Source organism: Polynucleobacter hallstattensis, assembly GCF_018881835.1.
Taxonomy (GTDB): Bacteria; Pseudomonadota; Gammaproteobacteria; order Burkholderiales; family Burkholderiaceae; genus Polynucleobacter; species Polynucleobacter hallstattensis.
Genome location: NZ_JACVPO010000001.1, coordinates 826275 through 852899 on the forward strand (window position 1 = coordinate 826275; position 26625 = coordinate 852899).

A 26625-nucleotide genomic window follows, 5' to 3' on the forward strand; every position below is an offset into this window, starting at 1 on the left:
TAAGTATTGAAAGTGAGGTTAAAAATAAAAAAGTTAATGATGACTGTGGGCTTGCCCAATGTAAACCAAGGTCAACATCATGAAAATAAATGCTTGCAACAAAATAACTAAGATGTGAAAGATTGCCCAAGCTGAACCCGCAATCACATTACCGACGAAGCCAAGCATGTACAAATCTAAGTTAAAGGTCCACATGCTTCCCAAAAGGGCGATGAGCAAAAATAGTAGCTCGCCTGCGTACATATTGCCGAAAAGTCGCATGCCGAGGGAAACGCCCTTAGCAATATATTCAATGATGTTCAAAATTAGGTTGAAAGGCGCCAAGTACCACTTTGCGCCAAAGGGTGCAGAAACTAGCTCATGCAAAAAGCCCCCTAGGCCTTTGACTTTGAAGCTGTAGAAGAACACCAACAGGAGAACTGAAAATGACAGGCCGAAGGTAGCATTCAAATCAGTAGTGGGGACTATCTTGTGATGAGGAACATGAACTCCGAAACCACCGATAAATTGGTTAACCCCATAGATCCAATCTACCGGCACTAAGTCCAAGGTATTTAAAAGAATAATCCAACAAAAAACGAACAGGGCCAGCGGGGCGATAAAGCTTCTATCCCCATGAACAATGCTTTTAGTTTGGTTGTCCACCATTTCTACCAGCAGCTCAATCAAACATTGAAAGCGGCCGGGAACGCCAGGAGATGCTCTACGTGCCGCAAGAACCAATAGGAAAACTGTGATCAGCCCCATTAAAGAGGTCCAAAAGATGGTGTCTAAATTAATGATGCTGAAGTCAATAACCGAGGTTTGCGGCCCGCCGATATTATTGAGGTTTTGTAAGTGCTCAGCAATATAAGCGGTCGGTGTAAGCGGTTCGCTGGCCACATGATGGGCCGCCCCTGCTGCTGCGTTGACTTCGCTAGACATCTCTAAACTTGTCCTTATATATTTACCGCCTGTTACTTCCAAAACCACACCAGCAAATAGCACTTGAGCGTAGCCAAATAAGTGACAAGCAATGGAATCCATTTCAAATCAGGTTGCTTTAAGGCAAAGCCAATAAACAGGAGAACGGTTGCTAGAATTTTTATAAATTCGCCAGAAACCACTGCTGCTAAATATCCGCTAGGGCCTGATTTTACATTCTTTTTTGCCGCCTCTAAGCGCATCAAAAATAATGCTGAGGGTAAAAACCCAATCAAACCGCCTACCAAAGCCGAATAAGTATAAACGCTTTTGTCAGCCTGGTTAGAAAAAACAAAGCAGGCAGAAGCAATTATTAAGGTTAGCACTACCTGACTTAAGACGATCCACCATGAATTCGGTAACCTAAAATTGAGCGGCTTTGCCTTACGCAATGCATCCATTTCCTCTTTACTCAGAGCTTTAAAGGAGTCATCGTCGATCTCATCCCATAGATGCTTGGGAATTGGCTGTTCTTTATTCACAAAATTCATTTCTCGTGGTGGAGCAAAAGGGCTTTAGTCCGCTTGAATACCCAGCTTTTTTAACAGGGAATCTAGCTCATCAAACTGGCTAAAGCGGATTCTGAGCTCGCCACCTTTGCCCTTAAACTTAAATTCTGCATTTAAGCCTATCAAATCAGCGATTTCTTGAGTTAAGCGTCGCATATCTGGATCGCGGCTTGGTGTGCCGCTCTCCGCCTTGGTTTTGGCCTTTTTGTCACCAATTTGACCCCCAGCAAGCGCTAGGGCAGTAGCCATTCTTTCAGCCTCTCGCACGGAAAGGCCTTGAGCAGCAATTCTTTGCGCCAAAGCGACTTGGCTTGCTCCAGGCAAGGGCAATAAAGCACGGGCGTGGCCCATATCAATATCGCCCGCCAAAAGCATGGCTTGTACTGGTTTTGGCAATTGATTTAAGCGCAATAAATTGCTTACGGCGCTACGTGACTTACCAACCGCTTTTGCTGCTTGCTCATGCGTAAAACCAAACTCCTCAATCAGTCTGGCGAGGCCTTGAGACTCCTCGAGCGGATTCAGATCTTCACGCTGCATATTCTCAACCAAAGCCATAGCTGCAGCAGCTTGATCGTTGGCCTCAGTAACTAATACAGGCACCTCTTTTAAACCAGCCAAAGTTGCCGCACGAAAGCGACGTTCGCCGGCAATGATTTCATATTTACCATGGGAAACCAAACGCACCAACAAGGGTTGCATCACACCTTGCTCTCGAATACTTTCGGCTAACTCTTGTAAGGCACCCGCTTCCATTTTTTGACGCGGCTGATATTTGCCAGCCTGCAATGCGCTTAATGGCAGACGATTAATTTCGTTTGTAGTTTCTTTTTGCGCCTTGTCGCCGAGGAGCGCCTCTAAACCACGACCCAAACCTTTTTTCTTTATTGCAACCATGATATTTTTGTTCCTAAATTTTACATTTGCTTAATGCGCTCAATCATCTCAGCGCCAAACTCTAAGTATGCTTTGGCACCACGCGATGTCTTATCAAACGCCACCCCAGGAAGCCCATAGGACGGGGCTTCGGCCAGGCGAACGTTGCGGGGAATGATGCTTTTAAATACTTTATCCCCAAAGTGTTCAAGTAATTGATCGGAAACTTGTTGTTGCAAAGACATGCGCGGATCAAACATCACACGCAATAGGCCGATGATCACTAAGTCAGGATTTAAGTTTGCGTGGACTTGCTTAATCGTGTTTACTAAATCTGACAAACCCTCTAATGCAAAATATTCACATTGCATTGGGACAATGACACCGTTCGCCGCACACAATCCATTTAGCGTTAACAAAGATAGTGCAGGGGGACAGTCAATCAAAATAAAGTCATAGTCATTCGCAACAAGAGCAAGCGCATCTTTCAATCTTTGTTCGCGCGAATCTAAATCTACCAACTCAATTTCCGCACCAGCCAAATCTCGATTTGCTGGCAACACATCGTAGCCTGAGCTCTCACAAGGCACCGCGGATTCTTTCACTGTTGATAGGCCAATCAACACTTGATAGACCGTGCTGCTAAGGTCTGCTTTTTCAATTCCTGAGCCCATCGTCGCATTACCTTGTGGATCTAAATCCACCAATAAAACACGCTGCTGGTGTCCAGCTAAACCAGCGGCCAAATTAATAGCGGTAGTGGTTTTGCCAACCCCGCCTTTTTGATTTGCAATACAGAATATTTTGGCCATAATTTTTCTTAAAAATGTCGTGCTTTAAAGGGGTAATTTTCTCACGGGGGATAAGACCAAAAGTCGGCGCTCCACCGCCAAATTCGGAATCTCTAGGGGCTCATCGGCCACAAGGCGCCAATCATCCATACAAACATCCTGCAACTCTTCATCTGCGCGCTTAGCCTTCATGGCAAATACGAGGCCATTGGGCTTGAGCAGGGGTAAGGACAACTCTAAAAAATGGGCAAGATTGGTAAATGCCCTAGAAATCACCGCATCAAACTGCCCAGGCTGTGATTTGGCCACCGCTTCAACGCGCTCGCTCAATACTTGAATATTCCTTAAACCTAGCTTACCGCGCACGTGCTGCAAAAATGCCGTCTTTTTACGAATAGCCTCAATCAAAGTCAAATGCCACTCCGGCTGCAAAATAGCGATCGGGATTGCAGGTAAACCGCCGCCCGACCCTAGGTCCGCGATTTTGGGCTTAGGTAAGCCCAGAAAACGGCGCATAACTGGTAAAACTGTAATAGAATCAATAAGATGCAGTCGAACTGAGTTCTTTTCACCCTCTATAGCAGTCAAATTATGCACCTGGTTCCAGCGACCCATTTCCTGCAAGAAAAGCTCTAAATCAGCCATGTTGGAAGAGCTAAGATTGAGGCCCAAACTCTCAATGCCCAAAGAAACCAAATCATTACTCATGAATTTCTTCTTGGGTGCGGCCTAAGCCCTTTTTAAGGTGAACTAATAATAAGGAGAGGGCGGCAGGCGTAACACCAGATATCCTGCCGGCCTGACCCAAGGTGCCTGGCTTATGCAAATTGAGTTTTTGCTGAACCTCTTTGGATAAGCCGAGCACTTGGGTGTAATCCAGAGCTTCAGGCAGTGGAAAGGTCTCGTTATGCTCTTGTCGAGCAATCTCCACAGCCTGCCTCTCGATGTAACCTTGATATTTAATGGAAATTTCAACCTGATCACTAATTTGCTGCGCCAAACCTAAATCACTGTCTAGCATCCCTGGCGACCAAAGGCCCTCAGCCAAACTCGTAAGCGCCTCATAAGTAACGCCTGGACGCCTTAAAAGGTCGGCCAAACTACACTCGTGCGACAGATCTTGACCTAAAAGCTCAGAAACAGCCTTAGCTGATCCATGTTTTGGGCCAATCCAAATAGCTTGTATTCGAGATGTTTCACGTGAAACAGCCTCTTGTTTCCTACAAAACGTATTCCAGCGGTAATCATCCACCAAACCTAGTTCACGACCAATAGTAGTGAGGCGCAGATCCGCATTATCTTCACGAAGGCTTAGGCGATATTCTGCACGGCTAGTAAACATACGATAGGGCTCTTGGACGCCTAAAGTAATGAGGTCATCCACCAAAACACCAATATAAGACTCGCTGCGTTTGGGCAACCAAGACTCCTTGCCCTGTGCCGCCAAGCCGGCGTTGATACCAGCAAGCATTCCTTGGGCAGCGGCCTCTTCATAGCCTGTTGTGCCATTAATCTGGCCAGCAAAGTACAGGCCAGCAATTGCCTTGGTTTCCAAGCTATGACGTAAATGGCGTGGATCAAAGAAATCGTACTCAATGGCATAGCCAGGGCGCACAATTACAGCAGACTCTAGGCCACGGATGCTACGAACCAAATCCCACTGAACATCAAACGGCAGGCTAGTAGAAATGCCATTGGGGTAAAACTCATTTGTTGTTAGGCCCTCGGGCTCTAAAAAGATTTGGTGGCTGTTTCTGGAGGCAAAACGATGAATCTTGTCCTCAATAGAAGGGCAATAGCGTGGGCCCACCCCCTCAATAACCCCGGTGTACATCGGGGAACGATCTAAACCGCCGCGAATAATGTCATGAGTTTGTTCATTGGTATGCGAGATCCAGCAGGGGACTTGCTTAGGGTGCTGCTCAGGCCGTCCTAAATAAGAGAAAACTGGTACTGGATCCAAATCCCCTGGCTGCTCCAGCATCACCGAGAAATCAATGGTGCGCCCATCGATCCTGGGCGGGGTACCGGTTTTTAGGCGGCCCTGGGGAAGCTTCAACTCTTTCAGCCTAGAAGACAAAGAGGTGGCAGCTGGATCACCAGCCCGTCCGCCAGCATAATTATTTAAGCCTACGTGGATTTTCCCATCCAAGAATGTGCCAGCGGTTAGCACCACCTTTTTGGCCATAAACTTCAGCCCCATTTGCGTCACAACACCTTGAACTTCATCGCCCTGAACCAGAAGATCATCTACAGCAGCCTGAAAAAGGGTTAGGTTATCTTGATTCTCAAGACGGCGACGGATCGCTGCCTTATATAAAACCCGGTCACCCTGTGCGCGAGTTGCACGAACGGCAGGGCCCTTGCTTGAATTCAATATCCGAAACTGAATGCCAGCCTCATCAGTAGCTGCTGCCATAGCACCACCCATAGCATCAATCTCTTTAACTAAGTGGCCTTTTCCAATTCCACCAATTGAAGGGTTGCAGCTCATTGCACCCAAACTCTCAATGCTATGGGTTACGAGAAGGGTATCGCATCCCATGCGTGCAGCCGCAAGGGCGGCCTCAGTTCCGGCGTGACCGCCGCCAACCACAATGACATCAAAGTTTTTTGAATAACGCATGATTTGCCTCAGATAGGGCGGTGATCATAGCATTTTGTAGGTTTCACGTGAAACAAATCTATGCTTAAACAATAAGCCACATGATCAGTATTTTGTAAGCAATTGATTTAATTGAATATTTTTACAGGCTGAGACAAAACACTCAACCCTCTTGCTGGCGTCTTACTTTAAGCAGAAAGCGGGGGATCTTAAATGAGTACGGCGCCAAAGCGCCATACTAAAACCTAATTAATAGAAAAAGAATTTAACTCTTGTTCTTAAAAAAATGAGTGATTTCACCAACAACGCCTCGACGAAATGCCAAAACACAAACAACAAAAATAAATCCAGTTGCAATGGTGCTCCAAGATCCAATATTAGCTAAATAGTTTTGCAAGCCGACCACAATGCCCGCGCCGACCACCGGACCAAGAATGGTACCCATGCCGCCCAACAGAGTCATTAAAACAACTTCACCTGACATATGCCAGTGAACATCAGTCAATGTTGCCAACTGAAAGACTAAAGTTTTCAAAGAACCTGCGAGACCGGCTAGAGCAGCGGAGATTACAAAAGAGATCAGCTTGAAACGATCAACGTCATAACCCAAAGAAACTGCACGAGGTTCATTTTCGCGAATTGCTTTTAAAACCTGGCCAAAAGGAGAATGCACAGTACGAACGATCAGCGCAAATCCAAGCAAGAAAATAGCCAGCACAAAGTAATACATGCTGACGTCATCTTTTAAATCAATCAAGCCAAACAACATGCCACGTGGCACCCCTTGAATGCCGTCCTCGCCACCAGTGAATGGAAGTTGTACCGCCAAAAAGTAAACCATTTGGGAAAGCGCCAATGTCACCATCGCAAAATAAATTCCTTGACGACGAATTGCCAATGAGCCAATCAAAAATCCTAAAATGCCAGAGCCCAGGACGCCCAAGACAATTCCAAGCTCAGGAGACAAGCCAGCCTCTTTGCAAAGGTAGGCGGTGATATAGGCAGAGGTTCCGAAAAATGCAGCGTGACCAAAAGAAAGAAGTCCCGTAAAGCCTAGCAATAAATTAAAGGCACAAGCGAAAAGCGCGAAACACAAGACCTTCATGGCAAAGACTAAATAGATGAAGTCCTGAAAAGGCATCAGCAAAGCAATTAAAACCAAAATGCCATAAAGCAATTTTATTTTTGAGCTCACTTATTTCTCCCGGCCGAAAAGTCCAGCAGGACGAATGAGTAACACAATTGCCATAATCACAAAAATAACCACACCAGATGCTTCTGGATAAAACACTTTGGTTAAGCCCTCAATCAAACCTAAGGCAAGGCCAGTCAAGATGGAGCCCATGATGGAGCCCATGCCGCCAATCACGACTACTGCAAAAACCACAATGATGAGATTCGAACCCATCAGTGGGTTAACTTGAAAAATAGGTGCAGCCAAAACACCAGCAAAACCAGCCAGGCCAACACCATAGGCATAGGCCAAAGAAATCATTAAAGGTACGTTAATGCCAAATGCCTGAAGTAGTTTTGGATTTTCAGTTCCAGCGCGAAGATAAGAGCCCAGCTTCGTTCTCTCAATTACATACCAAGTAAAGAAACAAACCACTAAAGAGGCAACTACTACCCACAAGCGATATTTAGGCAAAATAATGCCAATCGACTCTAATGGAATAACGCCTTGTAGTAATTCAGGGGCTGGATAACTCTCACCGGAAATTCCATACCAATGGCGGAACATGCCCTCAATAATCAGGGCCAAACCAAAAGTTAACAACAAACCATAAAGGTGATCAAGATGGTATAAGCGCTTGAGCATTGTGCGCTCGAGAATTAAACCAAAACCCGCCATCACCAAGGGCACCAAAATTAATGCAAACCAATAGTTAATTGAGAACTCAGGAAAGCCAAGCCATTGGCCAATTTGAGTCAAACCAATCCACGCAACAAAAGCTCCCATGGTGTACTGAGCACCATGCGAAAAATTAATGATATTAAGTAAGCCAAAAATAATAGCGAGGCCCAAGCTCAAAATGGCATAGAAAGAGCCATTAATAAGCCCCACTAAGAGCTGAGCAACCAGCCCTTGTGGGGTAATTCCAAGAAGTTCAAACATGCTAATTAAAAAAACAATTACTTGTTAGTAACCAGCTTGCATCGTGACAATGAAAGTGGTTGTGTTGCCTCAGCGGCTGGAATCACAGCTTTGACGTTGTAATAATCCCAAGGGCTGGTAGATTCAGATGGCTTCTTCACTTCTAGCAAGTACATGTCATGCTCAAACTTACCGTCAGCACGAATTTTTCCTTTAAACAAACCGTCGTCAATATTGGTGGATTTCAAAACCTTCATTACCGCTTGAGTATCATCAGAGCCCGCCTTCTGAACTGCAGCCAAGTAAGCAAGGACCGAAGAATAAACACCGGCTTGAACGCTGGTCGGCATACGCTTATGTTGCAGAATAAAACGTTTGGCGAACGCACGTGTCTTGTCATCTTTATCCCAATAGAAACCTTCGGTTAAGTACATACCTTGAGCAGCATTCAAACCCAAAGAATGAACATCTGAAATAAACATCAACAAAGGTACAACGGTTTGCTTTTTGTTGATGCCAAACTCGGAAGCCTGCTTAACAGAGTTAATTGTGTCTTGGCCCGCATTTGCCAAGGCAACAACATCGGCGCCACTTGCTTGGGCTTTTAGCAGATATGAAGAGAAGTCGCTATTCGGAAATGGGTGCTTACTGGTTCCCAATACCTTGCCACCGTTAGCATTAATAACGTTCGTCGCGTCTCTCTCCAAGGCGGCACCAAAAGCATAGTCAGCAGAAAGGAAGTACCAATTCTTTTTACCCTGCTTTACAACAGCCTTGGCAGTGCCGTTTGAAAGCGCATAAGTGTCATAGGTCCAGTGCACGTTATTAGCAGTACATTTTTCATTAGTGATTGGCAAAGAAGCTGCGCCAGACACCAAAGTGATCTTGTTCTTTTGTTCTGCTACTTCCATTACGGCGAGCGCAACGTTGGTGGATACCAATTCAACAATCACATCCACACCATCTTTGTCGTACCACTCACGCGCTTTGTTAGCAGCAATATCCGCCTTATTTTGATGATCAGCACTAAGCAACTCAATCTTCTTACCAATAACCGTGCCATCCTTTGAAAAATCAGCGATTGCCATTTTTGCGGCAATTACCGCACCGGGACCAGCCAAGTCAGAATAAATTGAAGAGAGGTCGGTTAACACGCCAATCTTAACTACATCGCCACTCACTTTAGATGTTTGCGCGAATGCTGGGTTTGAACCAAAAAAGGTTGCCGCCACTAGACACGCTGTAATTTGCTTTAACTTCATTTATGTCTCCTATAAATAACCACTAAACACCAAGATACTCGTTTAATAAACTTGCTTTTTCCGTAAGCTCATTTTGATTGACAACCTCAACCACATTGCCGTGCTCAACAACATAATGCCGATCTGCCAAAGGAGCTGCAAATCGGAAGTTTTGCTCCACCAAAACAATAGTGAAGCCCTTATTGCGTAAGCTGGTAACAACCTCGCCCAACTTTTGAATAATCACCGGTGCCAAGCCTTCGGTAATCTCATCTAGCAACAGTAACTTTGCGCCAGTTCTCAGAATGCGCGCCATTGCGAGCATTTGCTGCTCGCCACCCGAAAGTCTTGTACCGGGACTATTGCGTCGCTCATACAAATTGGGGAACATTTCATAAATCTCATCCAAACCCATGCCGCCAGATGCAATCTCTGGCAAGAGCAACAGATTCTCCTCAGCACTTAAGCTAGCAAAGATTCCGCGCTCTTCCGGGCAAAAACCGACGCCTAAGCGAGCAATTTTGTAAGTTGGCAACGCAATGGTTTGGCTGCCATAAATTTCTACCGAACCCGTTCTTTTACTGGTCAGACCTAAGATGGTTTTTAAAATGGTGCTGCGACCAGCGCCATTGCGACCCAGAAGGGTAACCACCTCACCATCACGAACGGCAAAATTCACACCATGGAGAATGTGGGACTCACCATACCAAGACTCGAGGTTTTTAACCTCCAGCGCCATCGTGCTCATATGCCATCACCCCCATGGCTACCCATGTAAGCCTCAACCACTAAGGGGTTATTGGAAACCTCTTGGTAGGAGCCTTCGGCCAATACTGAGCCTCGCTGCAATACCGTGATGCGGTCTGCTATAGAGGAAACTACCTTCATATTATGCTCAACCATCAAAACGGTACGGCCCTTAGCAACCCGATCAATTAACTCGGTAACGCGCTCTACATCCTCATGTCCCATGCCCTGTGTTGGCTCATCCAACAACATTAATTCGGGCTCCATTGCCATGGTGGTAGCAATTTCTAGGGCTCTTTTACGACCATAAGCCAAGTTTAGAGTTTCCTCGTGGGCAAAGTCCGCTAAACCCACCTCACACAAAAGCTGTTCAGCGCGCTCATTGAGAACGCTTAACGAGTTTCCAGGCTTCCAAAAGTGAAATTCGGTGCCCAATCCTCGCTGCAGTGCAACACGAACATTCTCTAAAACAGTTAAATGTGGGAAAACGGCTGAAATTTGGAATGAGCGGACAACGCCACGACGTGCGATTTGGGCCGGCCGCTCTTTGGTGATATCAAAGCCATTAAACAAAATCTGGCCGCTAGAGGGCTCTAAGAATTTTGTAAGGAGGTTAAAGCAGGTTGTTTTGCCGGCGCCATTGGGCCCAATAAGCGCGTGAATAGTTCCCCGAGCAACATCTAAATTGACATCACTTACCGCAGAAAAACCTTTGAAAGTCTTACCAAGGCCAATTGTTTTTAATATTGTTTCTTGCAAACCCAAATCCTTATACCCATCGATAGGCAGGAGTTTGAGAATACCCTAAGAAGGGGTTTACTAATATAGCGATAACCCTAAAAACGTAGGGGGTGTAATGATTAATTCGCCTAGGTGTTGCTTAGAAAGTTTTGGATTGCTAGCCTTGCCGCCTCATCCAAAACCTCCACAGGAACTCTTTGAGCGCCCTGAACAATCATCAGAGCATATGGTTTTGCAAGAGCAGCGGCCTCTGGGCATAAATGAAGCTCTTCACCAACCGCAGGTGATTGGCTGCGCCAATAATTAATGGCAGCCTCTAAATCCTGAATAGTAATAAACAACATGTTGAAAAAAGAATTTACTTCTTATCGAGAGACAGCATTGTGCCTCGACATTTTTTGGCGCCACAACGGCACTCATAATCCTTTTTCATTTGTTTGGTGATGCGCCCATCAACCCCAAGGGAGTAATCATAAAAAAGCTCCTCACCAACCTTAAGGTCTCTTTTGGCATAGATAAATACGCGAGGCTCACCATCGAAGCTGTCTTCTTGGGTTTCACAAATTGGCTTGCAGGAGTGGTTAATCCAGCGAGCAGCGTTTCCACCATACTTCGCATCAATACAACGACCATCTTCTAGTGAAAAGTAAAAAGTATGGTTTGGGTCCTTGGGGTTATGTGGATGGCGCTTCTCCGCCAACTTCCAACTAATTCGCTCGCCTTTGTACTCAATAATGGCATCACCCTTTTTAATTGGTTTCGCAACAAAAACACCTTTTCCATGAATAGGTGAAGATTTGACAACAATGCGCGAACGATCAATTTTTGGAGCTACTAATTTCTTTTTACTCATTTAAATCAAACATCCAAGTTGCGTGCAATGAGGGCATTTTTTTCAATAAAAGCACGACGCGGTTCCACCTCATCACCCATTAAGGTGGTGAAGACTTGATCTGCAGTAATTGCATCTTCAATTTTGACCTGGAGCAAGGTGCGTGATCCCGCATCCATTGTGGTTTCCCACAACTGGGAGGGGTTCATCTCGCCAAGGCCTTTATAGCGCTGACGACTGAGAACGCGCTCAGCCTCAGAAAGTAACCATGCAAAGGCGGCCCTAAAGTTTTGGATCGCCTGCTCCTTTTGGTTTTTGTCTGGATCTCCGCGGCGCACCTTCGAGCCCGGCAACACCTTGCCAGATAAAACCGCTGCCGCATTGGATAGGCTTTGATAGTCATCACCGTGGACAAAATCAGAGTTGATTGCTGACAACCTCAGGTTGCCATGAATGCGGCGAGACAACAATAATTTGTAGCGATCGGTGCGCTCTTCTTTTTGGACAATAATTTCAGGTGGAAGCGCCAATGGATTTAAAGAGTCGGCAAGCGCAACGCGCAAGCGCTCTGCAGATTCTTGGGCTGATTTTTCTGTATCTAAGTTTAGTTGTGTGCCAGAGGCAATGGCACGCAAAGCATCTTCATCGATGGTGCGTGATAAGCGGTCAACAATAGATTGAATCACTTGATAGTGTTTAGCTAACTCACCTAATGCAGCCCCCTCGATGATTTCGCCCGTGGGGGTTTGTAGTGATGCTGACTCAAGAGCAATCTTTAAAAGCAGTTGATTAAGTTCGGCGTCATCCTTAATGTATTGCTCATTTTTACCAAACTTCACCTTATATAATGGTGGCTGAGCAATATAGATGTGGCCACGCTCAATTAACTCAGGCATTTGTCTGTAGAAAAAGGTGAGTAAGAGTGTGCGTATATGACTTCCATCTACATCCGCGTCGGTCATGATAATGATCCGATGGTAACGGAGTTTGTCGGCCTTGTATTCTTCGGCGCCGATACCCGTTCCAAGCACAGTAATTAAAGTAACCACCTCTTGGCTTGCCAACATCTTGTCGAAGCGCGCCTTCTCAACATTCAGAATTTTTCCCTTAAGGGGGAGAATCGCCTGGAAGCGACGATCTCGACCCTGCTTGGCAGAGCCGCCCGCGGAATCTCCCTCGACAATAAACAACTCAGACTTAGTGGGGTCCTTTTCTTGGCAATCCGCCAATTTTCCAGGAAGCCCCAGGCCATCCAAAACACCTTTACGACGAGTCATGTCGCGAGCCTTGCGGGCTGCTTCGCGAGCACGAGCGGCATCTACTATTTTTCCGCACAAAATTTTGGCATCTGCTGGGCGCTCTTGTAAATAAGCGCTCAGGGCTTCAGCAACAATCTCCTCTACTGGTCCGCGAACCTCGCTAGAAACTAACTTATCTTTTGTTTGACTTGAAAACTTTGGCTCCGGAACCTTAACGGACAAAACGCAAGCAAGGCCTTCACGCATATCGTCGCCAGAAATTTCAACCTTGGCCTTCTTGGCAACTTCATGCTCATCGATATATTTATTGATTACGCGTGTCATTGCCGCGCGCAATCCTGTTAGGTGAGTACCGCCATCACGCTGCGGGATGTTATTAGTAAAACATAAAACTTGCTCACTAAAACTATCATTCCACTGCATTGACACTTCAGCGGTAATGTTGCCACCTAGGTCCGACGGGCGAATACCTTCAGCGTAAAAAATATTAGGATGTAAAACATTTTTTGTTTGGTTGATATATTCAACAAAACCCTTCACACCACCAGAGAAGGCAAAGTCTTCTTCTTGACCAGAGCGTTGATCAATTAATTTAATATGCACGCCATTATTTAAAAACGAAAGTTCGCGGATGCGCTTAACCAGAATTTCGTAGTGAAACTCAACGTTTCCAAAAATAGTTTCATCTGCCAAGAAGTGAACCTCTGTACCTGACAGGGCTGTATCACCAGTAACAGTGATTGGCGATGTAGCAACGCCATTCTCCTTTTGAATGTTGCGATTTTGAATAACGCCGCGGGCGAACTCCATGTAATGCGCTTTGCCATCGCGTCGAATAGTAAGTTTCAACCATTTAGAAAGTGCGTTTACACAACTAACGCCCACACCGTGCAAACCACCAGAGACTTTATAGCTGTTTTGATCGAACTTACCACCAGCATGCAACTCTGTCATCACAATTTCAGCCGCACTTCTTTTTGGCTCATGCTTATCGTCGTATTTAATACCTGTTGGAACGCCGCGGCCGTTATCAACTATAGAAATGGAGTTGTCGGTTTGAATGACGACTGTAATTTCTGAGCAGTACCCTGCTAGAGCCTCATCAATTGAGTTATCTAGAACTTCAAAAACTAAATGGTGTAAACCAGTGCCATCAGATGTGTCTCCAATGTACATTCCTGGACGTTTACGAACAGCCTCAAGACCTTCTAATATTTGAATTGATGATGCACCGTACTGCTCTACTACTTTTTTTTCTTCAGTCATTTTTTTCTAAATTAAATACGCATTGGCATCACAACATACTTGAAATCTTCAGAACCAGGTAAGGTAATCACTGCACTGCTGTTCGCATCACCCAAACTAATTTGAATTTTTTCATTTTTCAGGTTTGATAAAACATCTAATAAATAACTTACATTGAAGCCAATCTCAACATCATCCCCACTATATTCAGTTTCAATCTCTTCTTGCGCCTCTTCTTGTTCAGCATTGGTTGATTGAACTGTGATTCGATTTGGTGACAATGAAAAGCGAACACCTTTGAATTTATCGGTTGTCAAAATTGCAGCACGCTGTAATGCGGACTGCAAAACATCACGTCCAACCACTAATGAATTTTTGTGGCCCTTAGGAATCACTCGTTGAAAATCAGGGAATTTACCCTCAACTAATTTTGAAATTAACTCAATGTCACCAAAAGTAAATTTCACCTGATTAGACATGAGACTCATCTCTAACATCTCATCAGAGTCCTCGAGTAAGTGTTGGCACTCAAGAATGGTTTTGCGGGGAATAATAATTTCCTGCCTCTGTCCGGAGCCTGCTGGAGCCTCAGCTAATTCAACCTGAGAATAGGCTAAACGATGACCATCGGTGGCCACAGCAATCACCTGCTTACCCTCAACAACCAACAACATCCCATTGAGGTAATACCGAATATCCTGCTGCGCCATAGCGAAGTGAACTTGACTAACCAGTTGACGAAAACTCTTTTGAGTCATTCTCCAGCTCGCAGTTACCTCACCAACACTTTGCATTACCGGGAACTCTGATGCAGATAGGGTTTGTAAAGAGAAGCGGCTTTTTCCACTCTGCACAACCATTTTGTTATCTTTTAGGTTTAGCGCCACTGGACCTTCTGGGAGTGCACGCAAAATATCCAAAAGTTTTCTTGCTGCAACAGTAGTAGTGACATCTTCAGCACCCACGCCAAAACTTGCATTAGTCGTGATTTGGATTTCTATATCCGTTGATATAAAAGAAATTTTGTCACCCTGTTTTTTGAACAATAGATTTGCCAAAATGGGTAGAGTATGTCGACGTTCAACAATGCCACTAACAACCTGAAGTGGTTTTAATAAACTATCCCTTGAAGTGTTTACGAGTTGCATTGCTTTTAAATCCTTGTATATATCTTATTAGTAGTAGTAATAAGGTTTGTTATTTCGGTGGATAAGTCAAAAACTGTATATAAAACAACCCACTAAAACCAAAAAAACCTGTGGAAAACTTTTGTATAAATCGTGCATAAATCTTGGATAACTTTTTATCAACACCCTATTTTTGCATGAAGCGCCATCTTTCCACAATTTATCCACACACAATCCCCAAACTTATTCACTGAGCTATCCACAACCTTATCCACAGGCAAAAAACCTAAGATTTTAGGGTTTGCTCTATTACGTGGATTTCGTGGTTAAGCTGCCCATCATGAGAGCGCTCTTCACCAATCTTCCGAACGGCGTGTAACACTGTTGTATGGTCCCGCCCCCCAAATAATTCGCCAATTTCCGGGAGACTTTTCTGGGTTAACTCTTTCGCCATAAACATGGCGATTTGCCGTGGACGCGCAATGTTCGCCGGACGCTTCTTGGAATACATATCTGCAACCTTGATGCTATAAAAATCAGCGACTGCTTTTTGGATGTTATCAACTGAAATCTGTCGATTTTGTATGGACAAGAGGTCCTTTAGGGCCACTCTAGCCACCTCAATCGTCACCTCTTTGCCATGGAAACGAACAAATGCCAAAATCTTTCTTAAAGCACCCTCTAGCTCTCGTACGTTAGACCTAAGGTGTTTGGCTACAAAGAAGGCCACATCCTCACTCATGGGGATGCCCTCGCTTAAAGCTTTTTTCATTAGAATTGCAACTCGCATCTCTAGCTCTGGCGGTTCAATAGCGACGGTTAAGCCGGAATCAAATCGTGAAATAAGGCGGTCATCAATTCCAGCCATTTCCTTTGGGTAGGTATCACTTGTAATAATGACTTGAGCTTTGTTGCTTAAAAGTGCCTCAAAGGCGTAAAAAAATTCTTCCTGAGTTCTAGATTTACCACTAAAAAATTGAATATCGTCAATTAACAGCAGGTCAAGCGAGTGGTAATAGCGCTTAAAGCGATCAAAGGCCTTTTGTTGATAGGCCCTAACTACATCAGAGACATACTGTTCGGCGTGAATGTATCGAATCCGAGCCCCAGGCTTTTCTTTTAAGAGGTGATTTCCGATTGCATGAATAAGATGGGTTTTGCCCAAACCTACTCCACCATACAAGAACATGGGGTTGTATGAGGTGCCAGGGTTATGGGCAACCTGAATAGAGGCAGCCCTAGCTAGTTGGTTTGCCTTACCGGTTACAAAAGTATCAAAGGTTAGGTTGGGGTTTAGTTTGGAGTGATCTTCAATCTCAAAAGCCTGCTCCTCTGTGGAATTGTTGTCCGTAGCCACAACAAACTCTCGCTGCTCAGCGGGCTGCTGGATAGATGTAGCTTCCACCGCTTGGGTAGCTGACCCCTCAACACTTAGCACAAAACTGAGGTTGATTGGATGACCAAAATACTGATCCGCCAACTCCTGGAGGCGGTCAGAGAAGGTTTTCTTAATCCAATCAAGCTTGAATCTATTTGGGGCTCCTACGATGAGTGATTGCTCACTCTCATCAAAAGAAACCAAACTCAGGGGCTGGATCCAGGTTTTAAATTGTTGTGGGGAAAGCTCGCGAGCAAGCGCGCCAAGCGCGCCGTCCCAAAACCCCAGTGGGCTAGGTGGGTTCAAAGTAATTGGATTCTGTAGATTGCTCATATTTTTGGAGGATTCATTGTAGCGATCCCATAAAGTTATCCACAAGGTAGAAAAACGTGGAAAACCTGTGGATAACTTGTGAATAACATAAAAAATCCCATATAAGTTAATGGTTTACTAAAATAGCAGCAAATAAATAGAGAAAAATACCTATATATTCTTCTTCAGCGGTTGACCTTTTGCCGAGCAACAAGGAAAATACTGGGTTTTGCAGGATGAAACATGAAAAGAACATACCAACCCTCAGTAACACGTCGTAAACGCACTCACGGATTCCGTATTCGAATGAAAACCAAGAGTGGGCGCGCAGTATTAAATGCCCGCCGTGCCAAGGGTCGCAAACGCCTCGCCGTTTAATTTAGCAGTTGAATAGCGCCAGGATTTCTGAGTTATTAAAAACACGCCCCAAGACAAGCTTGTGTTGGGGCTTGTATTTGTCATCTCCAAATCAGGGCGCAAAACCAGATTTGGGTATTGCGGTAGCTAAAAAACTAGCCAAACGTGCGGTAGATCGCAACCAATTAAAACGCATGATTCGCGAGCTGGTTAGATGCGCTCAAGCAACAAGCCTTAATAGCGATGTTGTGGTGAAATTAAAAAAACCAATTGGTCGTGAAACGCGCGGCAGACTCCGGAGCAAAGAAAAAGAAGGCCTGCGAGCCGAAATTGCAGGGCTAATTTAACGTGCGTCTACTTAACAAGTTGGCCATTAAGGTCGTGAGGCTCTACCAAGTAACCCTCAGCCCCTTTGTTGGTATGCACTGTAAATTCATGCCCTCATGCTCACAATATGCCTGCGACTGTTTTGCTAATTACGGATTTTTAAAAAGCTTTAGGCTGATGGTGTGGCGCATCTTGCGTTGCAATCCATGGTCACAAGGCGGACATGACCCCGCAGTAAAACCAACATCTCATCATTATTAAGTGAATGCAAATGGACTTTAAAAAAACAATTCTTTGGACTGTCTTCTCCATGTCAGGCTTGTTGTTGTATAACAACTGGCAGGTTCATGAGGGCAAGCCATCGATGTTCGGTGGTGTTCCAGCAAGCACCTCCGCCCCAGTTGGCCAGGCGGCAACCACGAAGAAGGTAGACGCTCCTCCTCAGGTTTCCGGTTCGCCTGTTGCTGCAGCCCCCGCCGCAAGTACTGGGGCTATTACGGGCATCGAAAAATTTACGCTACAAAACGACGTTCTAGTTTTAGAGATTAGTGCTAGTGGCGCAAACGTTGTTGGTGCCAAGCTACTTACTCAGCTTACGCCAGAGAAAAGGCCGGTTGAGTTATTTCAGTACACACCTACCCATAAATATTTTGCGCGGTCTGGTCTAGTGTCTTTGGGTAACAGCGATCTTCCAAACCATACCAGCACCTTTAAGCTTGTCGAGTCTGGCAAGGATGGTTCGGGCAGACCTTTTGCTGTTTTGTCTAGTGAGCGCAACGGTGTCAAGCTAGAAAAGACCTTCATACTTAACCCAGGTAGCTACGTTGTTGATGTTGGTCATCGCGTTACTCAAGTTAGTAAGAATCCAAACCCACTTGTTCTCTACACAGAAATTGTGCGCGATGCATCGCAAGAGCAAAAAATTGGCCCCCTTGATGGCGCCTTTTCTGCCAGCACCTTTACTGGGCCGGCCGCCTACACGGACAAAGAAAAGTTCAATAAGCTTGAGTTCACGGCGATTGATAAAAACAAAATCACTATTCCTACTAAAGTGGCTGCTGGTGAGCCAGCATGGATTGCAATGGTCCAGCATTACTTTGCAAGCGCCTGGATCCCGAGCGACAAAGTTGCGCGAGATATTTATGCGGAAAGAGTTGAGACAAATCTTTATCGCATTGGAATGACTGCACCCCTCGGAGTTGTAGCTCCTGGCTCGGTTGTTACAGAAAAGGCAAGATTATTTGTTGGGCCACAAGAAGAAAAGGTTTTAGAGACAATAGCCCCAGGCTTCGAGCTCTTAAAAGACTATGGTTACTTAACCATTTTGGCTAAACCCATATTCTGGCTGCTAGAAAACATTCATACTTATGTTGGCAACTGGGGCTGGTCGATTATTCTTTTGACGGTCTTAATTAAACTTGTGTTCTATCCACTTTCCGCGGCAAGCTATAAATCCATGGCGCGTATGAAAGAGGTTCAGCCGCGCCTAGTCGCCATGAAAGAGCAGTTCAAGAGCGAGCCGCAAAAAATGAATCAAGCCATGATGGAGATGTATCGTAAAGAAAAGATCAATCCCTTAGGCGGCTGTTTGCCAGTGGTGATTCAGATCCCAGTATTTATCGCGTTGTACTGGGTGTTATTGTCATCTGTTGAGTTGCGTGGCGCACCTTGGATTTTATGGGTGCACGACCTATCACTCCCAGACACTTCAATTAGCGACCTCTTGGGCATTACACAACTTTTCCCCATCGGAATTTTGCCAATCGTCATGGCTCTGTCAATGTTTGTCCAAACCAAACTAAACCCAACCCCTCCAGATCCTATTCAGGCCAAGGTAATGCTGTACATGCCCATCGTGTTTTCGATCATGTTCTTCTTCTTCCCTGCAGGCTTGGTTTTGTACTGGGTAGTGAACAACCTACTGTCGATTGCTCAGCAATGGCAGATCAATCAAATGTTCGGAAAGAAGCTGGTTAAATAAATTTTTAGCTGCTGAAAATAGATAAGGAGTGCCCGCAATGATGACGAGAAAGCTGCCCATCATTGCGCTTGCCACCGCGCCGGGCAAGGCTGGAGTTGGTGTCATTCGTATTAGTGGGCCCCAGCTCTTACCTATGGCTACAGCTTTATTTAATAGGGCGCTTACACCCCGGCAAGCCAACTTACTCACTCTTCGAGATGCGCAGGGTGACTCGATCGATCAACTCCTCGCTATTTACTTTGCAGCACCCGCCTCTTTTACGGGTGAAGATGTCCTCGAGCTGCAATGCCATGGTGGACCGAAGCTTTTAGAGTTAGTTATGAAGCGATGTCTTGAGTTGGGAAAAGATCAAGGATTAGTAATTGCTGAGCCTGGAGAATTTTCTTTACGAGCCTACCTGAACAACAAAATTGATTTAGCTCAAGCTGAGGCGATTGCAGATTTAATTGATGCTCAAAGTGCAGCGGCGGTACGCGGTGCAGCACGCTCCTTGCAAGGAGATTTCTCAAATGACATCAACAGCCTGATTGAAGAGATCACCCAGTTACGCATTTTGGTGGAGTCCACCCTGGACTTTCCTGAGGAAGAGATTGAGTTTCTGGAGAATGCCCAAGCCCGTGAACGCCTAAGCGCCGTAATGCAAAAGCTATACGCGCTAAGGGAGGGGGCCAAACAAGGCAAGATTTTGCGCGACGGCATCCAGTTAGTTTTGGCTGGTGCGCCTAACGTTGGGAAAAGCTCCCTACTAAATCGCCTCGCTGGTGAGGAGGTCGCTATTGTTACGCCTATCGCCGGAACTACAAGAGATCGCGTCAAGGAGAGTATTACCATCGGCGGTGTTCCTATGCACATCATTGATACCGCAGGCTTACGTGATACCAGCGATCTAGTTGAGGCAAAAGGCATCGAAAGATCATGGGAGGCCATTGGGGCGGCGGACCTAGTTATTTTTCTGCAAGACCCAAGCTCTTCAGAAGCAACTAATGCCACCGAAACTTTGGAGCTAAAAACCCAAATCTTGAAAGCACTCCCCTCAAAGTGCCCCGTGCTAGAGGTCAATAACAAATCAGATCTATTGGGTGGCCCCATTCCCAATCAAGACGGAAAGCCAGCCTTGCTCATTTCAGCTAAGACGGGCGAGGGCATTGAGGCTCTAAAACAGAAAATTTTAGAGTTGGTAGGTTGGGGCGGCTCTCAGGAGGGAGTGATTGTGGCACGCAGGCGGCACCTAGATTGCTTAGATAGGGCTGCAACCCACCTAGAGCAGTCTCAACAATTTGCCGCTAATGGCAATGTATCGCTGGAGTTATTTGCAGAAGAGCTCCGTTTGGCACAAGATCAGCTCGGACAAATTACTGGGAAGCTGCTCCCAGACGATCTTTTGGGCAAGATATTTAGTCAATTTTGTATTGGCAAATAAAAGACTTGCTCTTGGCAGGTTCGTCCATAAAAAAGACGCCTGAAATGTTAAAATAGTGCGATCAAAAATATTACATTTCATAGGATTCACATGACCGTCAATAGCAATACACCTGAGTACGTAAAAAACCAAAAGCTGATTCAATGGGTTGCAGATGTAGCTGCCCTAACCAAGCCAGACAAAATTCACTGGTGTGATGGCTCCCAATCTGAATATGATGAATTTTGTGAGTTGTTAGTAAGCGCTGGCGTGTTCAAGCGCCTCAACCCTGCCAAGCGCAAAAATGCTTTCTTAGCACTATCAGACCCTGATGACGTAGCTCGCGTAGAAGACCGCACCTTTATCTGCTCTGCAAATAAAGAGGATGCGGGCCCAACCAATAACTGGGTGGAGCCAAGCGAAATGCGCGCCACCCTTGAGCCATTGTTTGATGGTTGTATGCGCGGCAGAACAATGTATGTAGTGCCATTCTCGATGGGCCCAATTGGCTCCCCAATTGCGCACATAGGTGTTGAGCTTTCCGATAGCCCATATGTTGCTATCAATATGCGCTTGATGACCCGTATGGGTAAGGCGGTTATTGATCAGCTTGGCGTTTCCGGCGAATTTGTTCCTTGTATTCATACTGTTGGTAAGCCATTAGCTGCCGGCGAAAAAGACGTTGCTTGGCCTAACAACAAAACCAAGTACATCGTGCACTATCCTGAAACTCGCGAAATTTGGTCTTTCGGATCTGGTTATGGCGGCAACGCTTTGTTGGGTAAAAAATGTTTCGCATTGCGTATCGCATCTAACATGGGACGTGACCAGGGTTGGCTCGCTGAGCACATGTTGATCTTGGGTGTGACATCCCCCGAAGGCAAGAAATATCATATTGCCGCAGCATTCCCATCTGCCTGTGGAAAAACCAATTTCTCCATGATGATTCCTCCAAAGGGATTTGAGGGGTGGAAGGTCACTACGGTCGGCGACGACATTGCATGGATCAAGCCACGCAAAGACGCCGTTACAGGCAAGACACGTTTGTTTGCGATCAACCCAGAGTCTGGATACTTCGGCGTTGCCCCAGGAACAAATCGTCAAACCAATCCAAATTGTTTAGATTCATTAAACCAAGACGTGATCTTCACTAACGTCGGTTTAACTGATGATGGTGATGTTTGGTGGGAAGGTTTGACTGATACACCTCCAGCACACTTAATTGATTGGCAAGGCAAAGACTGGACTCCTGCCGATGGTACAGCTGGCCGTAAAGCAGCGCACCCAAACTCACGCTTTACTGTAGCCGCCACAAACAACCCAGCGGTTGATCCTAACTGGGATAACCCTGAAGGTGTAGCAATTGATGCGTTCTTGTTTGGCGGTCGTCGCTCAAACACAGTGCCATTAGTGAGCGAAGCACGTGACTGGGTAGAAGGTGTTTATATGGCCGCGACAATGGGCTCTGAAACTACTGCTGCGATTACTGGCCAAGTAGGCGTTGTGCGTCGCGATCCATTTGCAATGATTGCATTTGCTGGTTACAACATGAGCGACTACTTCCAACATTGGTTGAATATCGGCAGCAAGCTTGCTGCTGAAGGCGCTGTATTGCCTAAGATCTATTGCGTAAACTGGTTCCGTAAAGATGAAAATGGCAAATTTATCTGGCCTGGTTTTGGCGAAAATATGCGCGTACTTTCTTGGATCTTGGGCCGTGCTGAAGGCACAGCTAAAGGCAAAGAAACTATATTTGGTATTTGCCCAGAGCATGCGGATATGCATTGGAATGGCCTTGACTACTCAGTAGATAAGTTTGAAAAAGCCATTACTGTCGCTGTTGACGACTGGAAAAATGAACTCGAACTGCATTCAGAGTTATTTGCGCATTTAGGCGAGCGCTTGCCAAAAGAGTTAGTCGAAGCACGCAGCAAAATCGAGAAGCGCTTAAATGCCTAGGTCGCCCCTAGAAATTTAAGTAGTCTTTTCAACAACACCATTATTTAATGACCTCACTCCAACACCATGACATCGTGGTGATTGGAGCAGGCATTGCAGGTGCGACCATTACTAGCGAGTTACTCGAGCGTGGTCAGACTGTTTGTATTATTGATGCTGCATCTCATCCCGCAGCTGCATGTTCTAGTCACGCCTTTGCTATTGCTCATCCTCATGTTGGACGAGGCGCCCCTCGCCTACTACGTTTAACTCGCATTGCATTTTTGATGGCAGAGGCTCGCTGGGGCCAGACTTGGAATCAGCATGGCATTTTTCAGCCAAACAAAAGGGACAAAACTTTTTGTCGTGATGATGTCGCCACTTATTTGAAATCACTCGATCTCGATGAGGCTATGGCCAAAGCACTTGATGCGGATGAGGCATTGCAAATTTGCGGCATTAATCAAAATGGTATATGGCTTCCACGGGGCGCGTCACTAAACTTATCTGAAGTGACGCATGGGGCGCTAAAGCCCCACCCAAAACTGACTTGCTGCTGGAATCTCTCTGTAGCTCGACTGGAAAAAGTCGATGCGGGCTGGCGGTTAATTAACCCTCAAGATCAGCCCATCATGACGGCTGGCAAAGTCATCATTGCAGCAGCGCTAGAAACCAAAAGCTTAGTTGAAAGCATCGATGTGCGACTCCCCTTAAGACCAGTTCGCGGACAGCTGAGTATATTTTCTATTAATATGAAAAGTTCTTGGGCACCACAACTGCCGCACACTGCCATAACGGGGGATGGCTATTGTTTACCAGCTAAGAAATTAACCGATGGAAATTATCAATGGATAGTAGGCTCTAGTTTTGATGAAGGCGAATCTGATCTTCAAGACTGGAATTCAAGCGATGACTTTAATCGCGAGCAGGCAAAAGGGTTATTGAACTACCCAGAGGGTGATACCAAGCAACTTCAAAAGGCAGGAAGCTTTGTGGGCATTCGTTGTGTTGCGGGCGATCGCTTACCGATCATTGGTGCGCTGAGTCAACGCCCAGGGATATTTTTAGCAACAGCCCTGGGGTCGAGAGGCGCCCTTTGGTCAGCTTTAGCGGCTAAGCTGATTACAGCTCAAGTGCTCGAAGATGACTTTGCTTTAATGGCTCGCTTAGGTTTTGCTACAGACTTGGTGGCAGCACTTGCACCTGCGCGTTTCTTTGCTGGGGCTTTAGCTGCAGCCCCCGCTTTGGGCGCTTTAGCTTCAAACTCAAAACCAATTTTGCCATCCGCCCCCAAGGCAAGATAAGCTTTAAAGCCACGGCCAGTGCGGTTAGATTTAAAGTTGGCTAGCAGATCAGTTTTGCCCTCTGTAAGCAGTTTTTGAACTTGCTCAGCAGAAATTTCTTGTTGCAAAACAACCTTGCCGGTTTTGAAATCACACGACTTACCTGGGCCAGTGTTTCTTTCGCACAAGTAGCGCATGCCATCTTCATATACAGCACCAGAGCACTTTGGACACACGCCTAAAGCTTGTCTGCCGGTAAAGTCGATTGCCTCAGATTCATCCTCTTGAGTATTGCCAAAATCAAACTCAAGCTTAAAGCCTGCGTTTGGATAATCGGCATCATCTTCAGGAATTTCACTTAACTTAATAATTGCTGCAAATGGCCTACCCATCTTGCTGCGGAATCCTTGTAGTGGCCCAATTGTTTTTTCTCGCAACAGTTCTTCGACCTCGGGATATTCAAATGCACGGCCACCGGGGGTTTTGCTAATCGTAAATCCACACTTCTCGCATGCAAAGCGACGATAGTTTTCTTTAACGGCGCCTTTGCAGTGAGGACACGGCGTAGACATAGTCGCGTAATCGCCTGGAATAGTGTCGCTGTCATACTCTTTAGCGCGCTTGACGATGCGCTGCGTCATCTGGGCAATTTCTTGCATGAAGGTATCGCGATTCATCTCACCGCGCTCAATCAGGGAGAGTTTATTTTCCCAGCTACCTGTGAGGTCGGGCCTTGTTAGTTCTTCAACATCTAGGCCGCGCAAGAGCGTCATTAATTGGAATGCTTTGGCGGTAGGTATTAGCTCCCGTGCTTCGCGCACCATATATCTCTCTGCCAGCAGACCTTCAATGATGGCGGCACGAGTTGCGGGTGTGCCCAAGCCTTTTTCGGCCATCGCTTCACGCATATCATCATCATCTACCCACTTACCAGCACTTTCCATTGCCGATAACAAGGTTGCTTCGGTATAGCGCGCTGGCGGCTTGGTTTTTAATGGGATCGCTGCAATAGATTCATTTTGAACGGTTTCACCTTCTTGCACCGCCACCAACTCATCGTCCGCTTGATTGGATCTGCCGTATACCGTTAACCAACCCGGTGTGACCAGCACGCGACCTTCGGTTTTAAAGTGATGTCCAGATGCTTCGGTGATGCGAGTAGTGACGCGGAATTCGGCTGCAGGATAAAACACTGCCAAGAAGCGACGGACAACCAAGTCATACAGTTTTTGTTCTGGCTCACTGAGGCTCTTTGGAGACTCTAGGGTTGGGATGATCGCAAAGTGATCGGATATTTTGGAGTTATCAAAAATACGTTTATTTGGTTTGATCCAGCCATATCCTGCTTTGGCTTTTGGATCCTTGGGATCGCCTTGTAAAATTTGTTTGGCAAAGGAGCGATACTCTTGTGAGTTGTCAGCCAGGTTTTCCATAGTCTGCTTGACGGTATCCAGATAATCTTCAGGCAGGGCCTTAGCATCAGTACGTGGATAGGTCAGCACTTTATGGCGCTCGTAAAGCGCTTGAGCCAAGCCCAAAGTATTTTTAGCAGAGAAGCCAAAGCGCGCATTTGCCTCACGTTGCAGGCTTGTTAAATCAAATAGTTGAGGCGCTAATTGAGTTGCTGGCTTGGCCTCTTCTTTGACGCTCGCTTTTTTATCGCGACAGGCAGCCACAATACTTTGTGCGGCAGCTTCACTCCAGAGGCGATTCTCACGAGCATCTGGAATTGCGACATCTTTCCTAAATTTAGGATCAAACCAGCGCCCTTCATACACTCCAGCTGCAGCGATAAACTCTGCTTTCACCTCCCAATAGTCTTTAGAGATAAATTTACGAATGAGCTCTTCACGCTCAACCACAATTGATAGTGTTGGCGTCTGTACTCGACCAACTGTCGTCAGAAAGAATCCACCGCTTTTGCTGTTAAACGCGGTCATCGCTCGCGTACCGTTAATACCAACTAGCCAATCCGCTTCAGAGCGGCAGCGTGCCGCATCTGCGAGAGGTTGCATCTCAGTATCGCTGCGTAGGGAGGCAAAGCCATCGCGAATTGCTGCTGGCGTCATGGATTGCAACCAGAGCCGTTTAATAGCCTGCGGTGCTTTTGCATGCTGTGCAATTAAACGAAAGATCAACTCACCTTCGCGTCCTGCGTCACATGCATTGATAAGTTGATTGATGTCTTTGCGCTTAATGAGCTTTTGCAAGACCTTCAGCCGCGATTCAGTTTTAGCGATCGGTCGTAAGTCGAAATAGGGCGGCACAACTGGAAGATTTGCAAATGACCATTTACCACGTTTGACATCAAATTCTTCAGGTGCGGCAATTTCAAGTAGATGGCCAACTGCAGAGGAGATAACAAAGTCGTCGTTCTCGAAATAGTCCTCATATTTAGTGAAGCCACCCAAGGCCTTGGCAATGTCATTCGCAACAGAAGGTTTCTCTGCAATGATCAGTGCCTTAGGGTGATCAACGCTTGAAGTCTTGGGACTGCTTTTTTTGGTAGATGCTTTAGTTGCCACGCGTTTTGCCTAAATTTGTGCTTGAAATGATGTTTTTAATGGGTGAAAACGGGTAACCAATTTAAACCAGATCCTGGTCAGACTATTTCCATGC

General features: G+C 45.9%; 23 protein-coding genes and 1 pseudogene. 7 read left to right on the forward strand and 17 right to left on the reverse strand.

Features of this window, described 5'->3' with window-relative positions; translation table 11 throughout:
- Window positions 1-33: 33 nt before the first annotated feature.
- From atpB to dnaA, 16 genes are all read right to left on the reverse strand, one after another.
- Window positions 34-924 carry a F0F1 ATP synthase subunit A gene (gene atpB / locus ICN26_RS04375; protein ID WP_216267656.1) on the reverse strand — a complete coding sequence of 297 codons (891 nt, stop codon included), beginning with the start codon at window positions 922-924 and terminating at the stop codon, window positions 34-36.
- A 32-nt stretch (window positions 925-956) separates the two neighbouring features.
- Window positions 957-1445 carry an ATP synthase subunit I gene (locus ICN26_RS04380; protein WP_216267148.1) on the reverse strand — a complete coding sequence of 163 codons (489 nt, stop codon included), beginning with the start codon at window positions 1443-1445 and terminating at the stop codon, window positions 957-959.
- Between the two features lie 33 nt (window positions 1446-1478).
- Complete coding sequence (locus ICN26_RS04385; protein WP_439650721.1) at window positions 1479-2372, reverse strand: ParB/RepB/Spo0J family partition protein; 894 nt, start codon at window positions 2370-2372, stop codon at window positions 1479-1481.
- A 17-nt stretch (window positions 2373-2389) separates the two neighbouring features.
- Window positions 2390-3160 carry a ParA family protein gene (locus tag ICN26_RS04390; protein WP_216267152.1) on the reverse strand — a complete coding sequence of 257 codons (771 nt, stop codon included), beginning with the start codon at window positions 3158-3160 and terminating at the stop codon, window positions 2390-2392.
- Window positions 3161-3184: 24 nt separating this feature from the next.
- Window positions 3185-3847, reverse strand: coding sequence for a 16S rRNA (guanine(527)-N(7))-methyltransferase RsmG (gene rsmG / locus ICN26_RS04395; RefSeq protein WP_216267154.1), 663 nt, complete (start codon window positions 3845-3847; stop codon window positions 3185-3187).
- On the reverse strand, window positions 3840-5765 hold the full coding sequence (mnmG, locus tag ICN26_RS04400) for a tRNA uridine-5-carboxymethylaminomethyl(34) synthesis enzyme MnmG (RefSeq protein WP_216267157.1): 1926 nt from the start codon (window positions 5763-5765) through the stop codon (window positions 3840-3842). Before mnmG ends, rsmG begins: the two co-directional genes overlap by 8 nt.
- A gap of 244 nt (window positions 5766-6009) precedes the next feature.
- Window positions 6010-6885 (reverse strand): branched-chain amino acid ABC transporter permease, encoded by an 876-nt coding sequence (locus ICN26_RS04405; protein WP_216267657.1) that lies wholly within the window; start codon window positions 6883-6885, stop codon window positions 6010-6012.
- 54 nt (window positions 6886-6939) lie between these two features.
- The gene (locus ICN26_RS04410; protein WP_215328310.1) at window positions 6940-7860 is read right to left on the reverse strand and encodes a branched-chain amino acid ABC transporter permease; all 921 of its coding nucleotides are present in this window, start codon (window positions 7858-7860) and stop codon (window positions 6940-6942) included.
- 17 nt (window positions 7861-7877) lie between these two features.
- Window positions 7878-9101, reverse strand: coding sequence for an ABC transporter substrate-binding protein (locus ICN26_RS04415; RefSeq protein WP_216267159.1), 1224 nt, complete (start codon window positions 9099-9101; stop codon window positions 7878-7880).
- A gap of 22 nt (window positions 9102-9123) precedes the next feature.
- Entirely contained in the window at window positions 9124-9828 is a 705-nt protein-coding gene (locus ICN26_RS04420) for an ABC transporter ATP-binding protein (RefSeq protein WP_216267161.1), read from the reverse strand.
- Complete coding sequence (locus tag ICN26_RS04425) at window positions 9825-10592, reverse strand: ABC transporter ATP-binding protein (RefSeq protein ID WP_216267163.1); 768 nt, start codon at window positions 10590-10592, stop codon at window positions 9825-9827. The genes ICN26_RS04420 and ICN26_RS04425 overlap by 4 nt, the downstream gene beginning before the upstream one ends.
- A 104-nt stretch (window positions 10593-10696) precedes the next feature.
- Window positions 10697-10912, reverse strand: coding sequence for a DUF3717 domain-containing protein (locus ICN26_RS04430; RefSeq protein WP_216267165.1), 216 nt, complete (start codon window positions 10910-10912; stop codon window positions 10697-10699).
- A gap of 14 nt (window positions 10913-10926) precedes the next feature.
- On the reverse strand, window positions 10927-11421 hold the full coding sequence (locus tag ICN26_RS04435) for an SET domain-containing protein (RefSeq protein WP_216267167.1): 495 nt from the start codon (window positions 11419-11421) through the stop codon (window positions 10927-10929).
- Between the two features lie 5 nt (window positions 11422-11426).
- Window positions 11427-13925, reverse strand: a complete 2499-nt coding sequence (gene gyrB, locus ICN26_RS04440) for a DNA topoisomerase (ATP-hydrolyzing) subunit B (protein WP_216267169.1) — start codon at window positions 13923-13925, stop codon at window positions 11427-11429.
- A gap of 11 nt (window positions 13926-13936) precedes the next feature.
- Window positions 13937-15052, reverse strand: coding sequence for a DNA polymerase III subunit beta (gene dnaN, locus ICN26_RS04445; protein ID WP_216267171.1), 1116 nt, complete (start codon window positions 15050-15052; stop codon window positions 13937-13939).
- 265 nt (window positions 15053-15317) lie between these two features.
- The gene (dnaA, locus tag ICN26_RS04450; RefSeq protein WP_216267173.1) at window positions 15318-16742 is read right to left on the reverse strand and encodes a chromosomal replication initiator protein DnaA; all 1425 of its coding nucleotides are present in this window, start codon (window positions 16740-16742) and stop codon (window positions 15318-15320) included.
- A 222-nt stretch (window positions 16743-16964) separates the two neighbouring features.
- On the opposite strand from dnaA, the gene rpmH reads away from it, so the two are divergent.
- The 7 genes and pseudogenes from rpmH to mnmC1 form a co-directional block, all read left to right on the forward strand.
- On the forward strand, window positions 16965-17099 hold the full coding sequence (rpmH, locus tag ICN26_RS04455; RefSeq protein WP_011903922.1) for a 50S ribosomal protein L34: 135 nt from the start codon (window positions 16965-16967) through the stop codon (window positions 17097-17099).
- Between the two features lie 77 nt (window positions 17100-17176).
- Window positions 17177-17425, forward strand: coding sequence for a ribonuclease P protein component (locus ICN26_RS04460; protein WP_255534373.1), 249 nt, complete (start codon window positions 17177-17179; stop codon window positions 17423-17425).
- Between the two features lies 1 nt (window position 17426).
- Window positions 17427-17666: a membrane protein insertion efficiency factor YidD gene (gene yidD / locus ICN26_RS04465; protein WP_216267177.1), complete on the forward strand. Its 240-nt coding sequence runs from the start codon at window positions 17427-17429 to the stop codon at window positions 17664-17666.
- Between the two features lie 10 nt (window positions 17667-17676).
- The gene (yidC, locus tag ICN26_RS04470) at window positions 17677-19386 is read left to right on the forward strand and encodes a membrane protein insertase YidC (protein ID WP_216267179.1); all 1710 of its coding nucleotides are present in this window, start codon (window positions 17677-17679) and stop codon (window positions 19384-19386) included.
- Window positions 19387-19426: 40 nt separating this feature from the next.
- Window positions 19427-20806 (forward strand): tRNA uridine-5-carboxymethylaminomethyl(34) synthesis GTPase MnmE, encoded by a 1380-nt coding sequence (mnmE, locus tag ICN26_RS04475; RefSeq protein ID WP_216267658.1) that lies wholly within the window; start codon window positions 19427-19429, stop codon window positions 20804-20806.
- A 90-nt stretch (window positions 20807-20896) separates the two neighbouring features.
- Complete coding sequence (locus ICN26_RS04480; RefSeq protein ID WP_216267181.1) at window positions 20897-22744, forward strand: phosphoenolpyruvate carboxykinase (GTP); 1848 nt, start codon at window positions 20897-20899, stop codon at window positions 22742-22744.
- A gap of 47 nt (window positions 22745-22791) precedes the next feature.
- Window positions 22792-23883: pseudogene (mnmC1, locus tag ICN26_RS11000) on the forward strand (FAD-dependent 5-carboxymethylaminomethyl-2-thiouridine(34) oxidoreductase MnmC1); the annotation flags it as partial.
- Here the strand turns inward: mnmC1 and ICN26_RS04485 are convergent.
- On the reverse strand, window positions 23853-26531 hold the full coding sequence (locus ICN26_RS04485) for a DNA topoisomerase III (protein WP_216267183.1): 2679 nt from the start codon (window positions 26529-26531) through the stop codon (window positions 23853-23855). The pseudogene mnmC1 and the gene ICN26_RS04485 sit on opposite strands and share 31 nt — an antisense overlap.
- Window positions 26532-26625 lie beyond the last annotated feature (94 nt).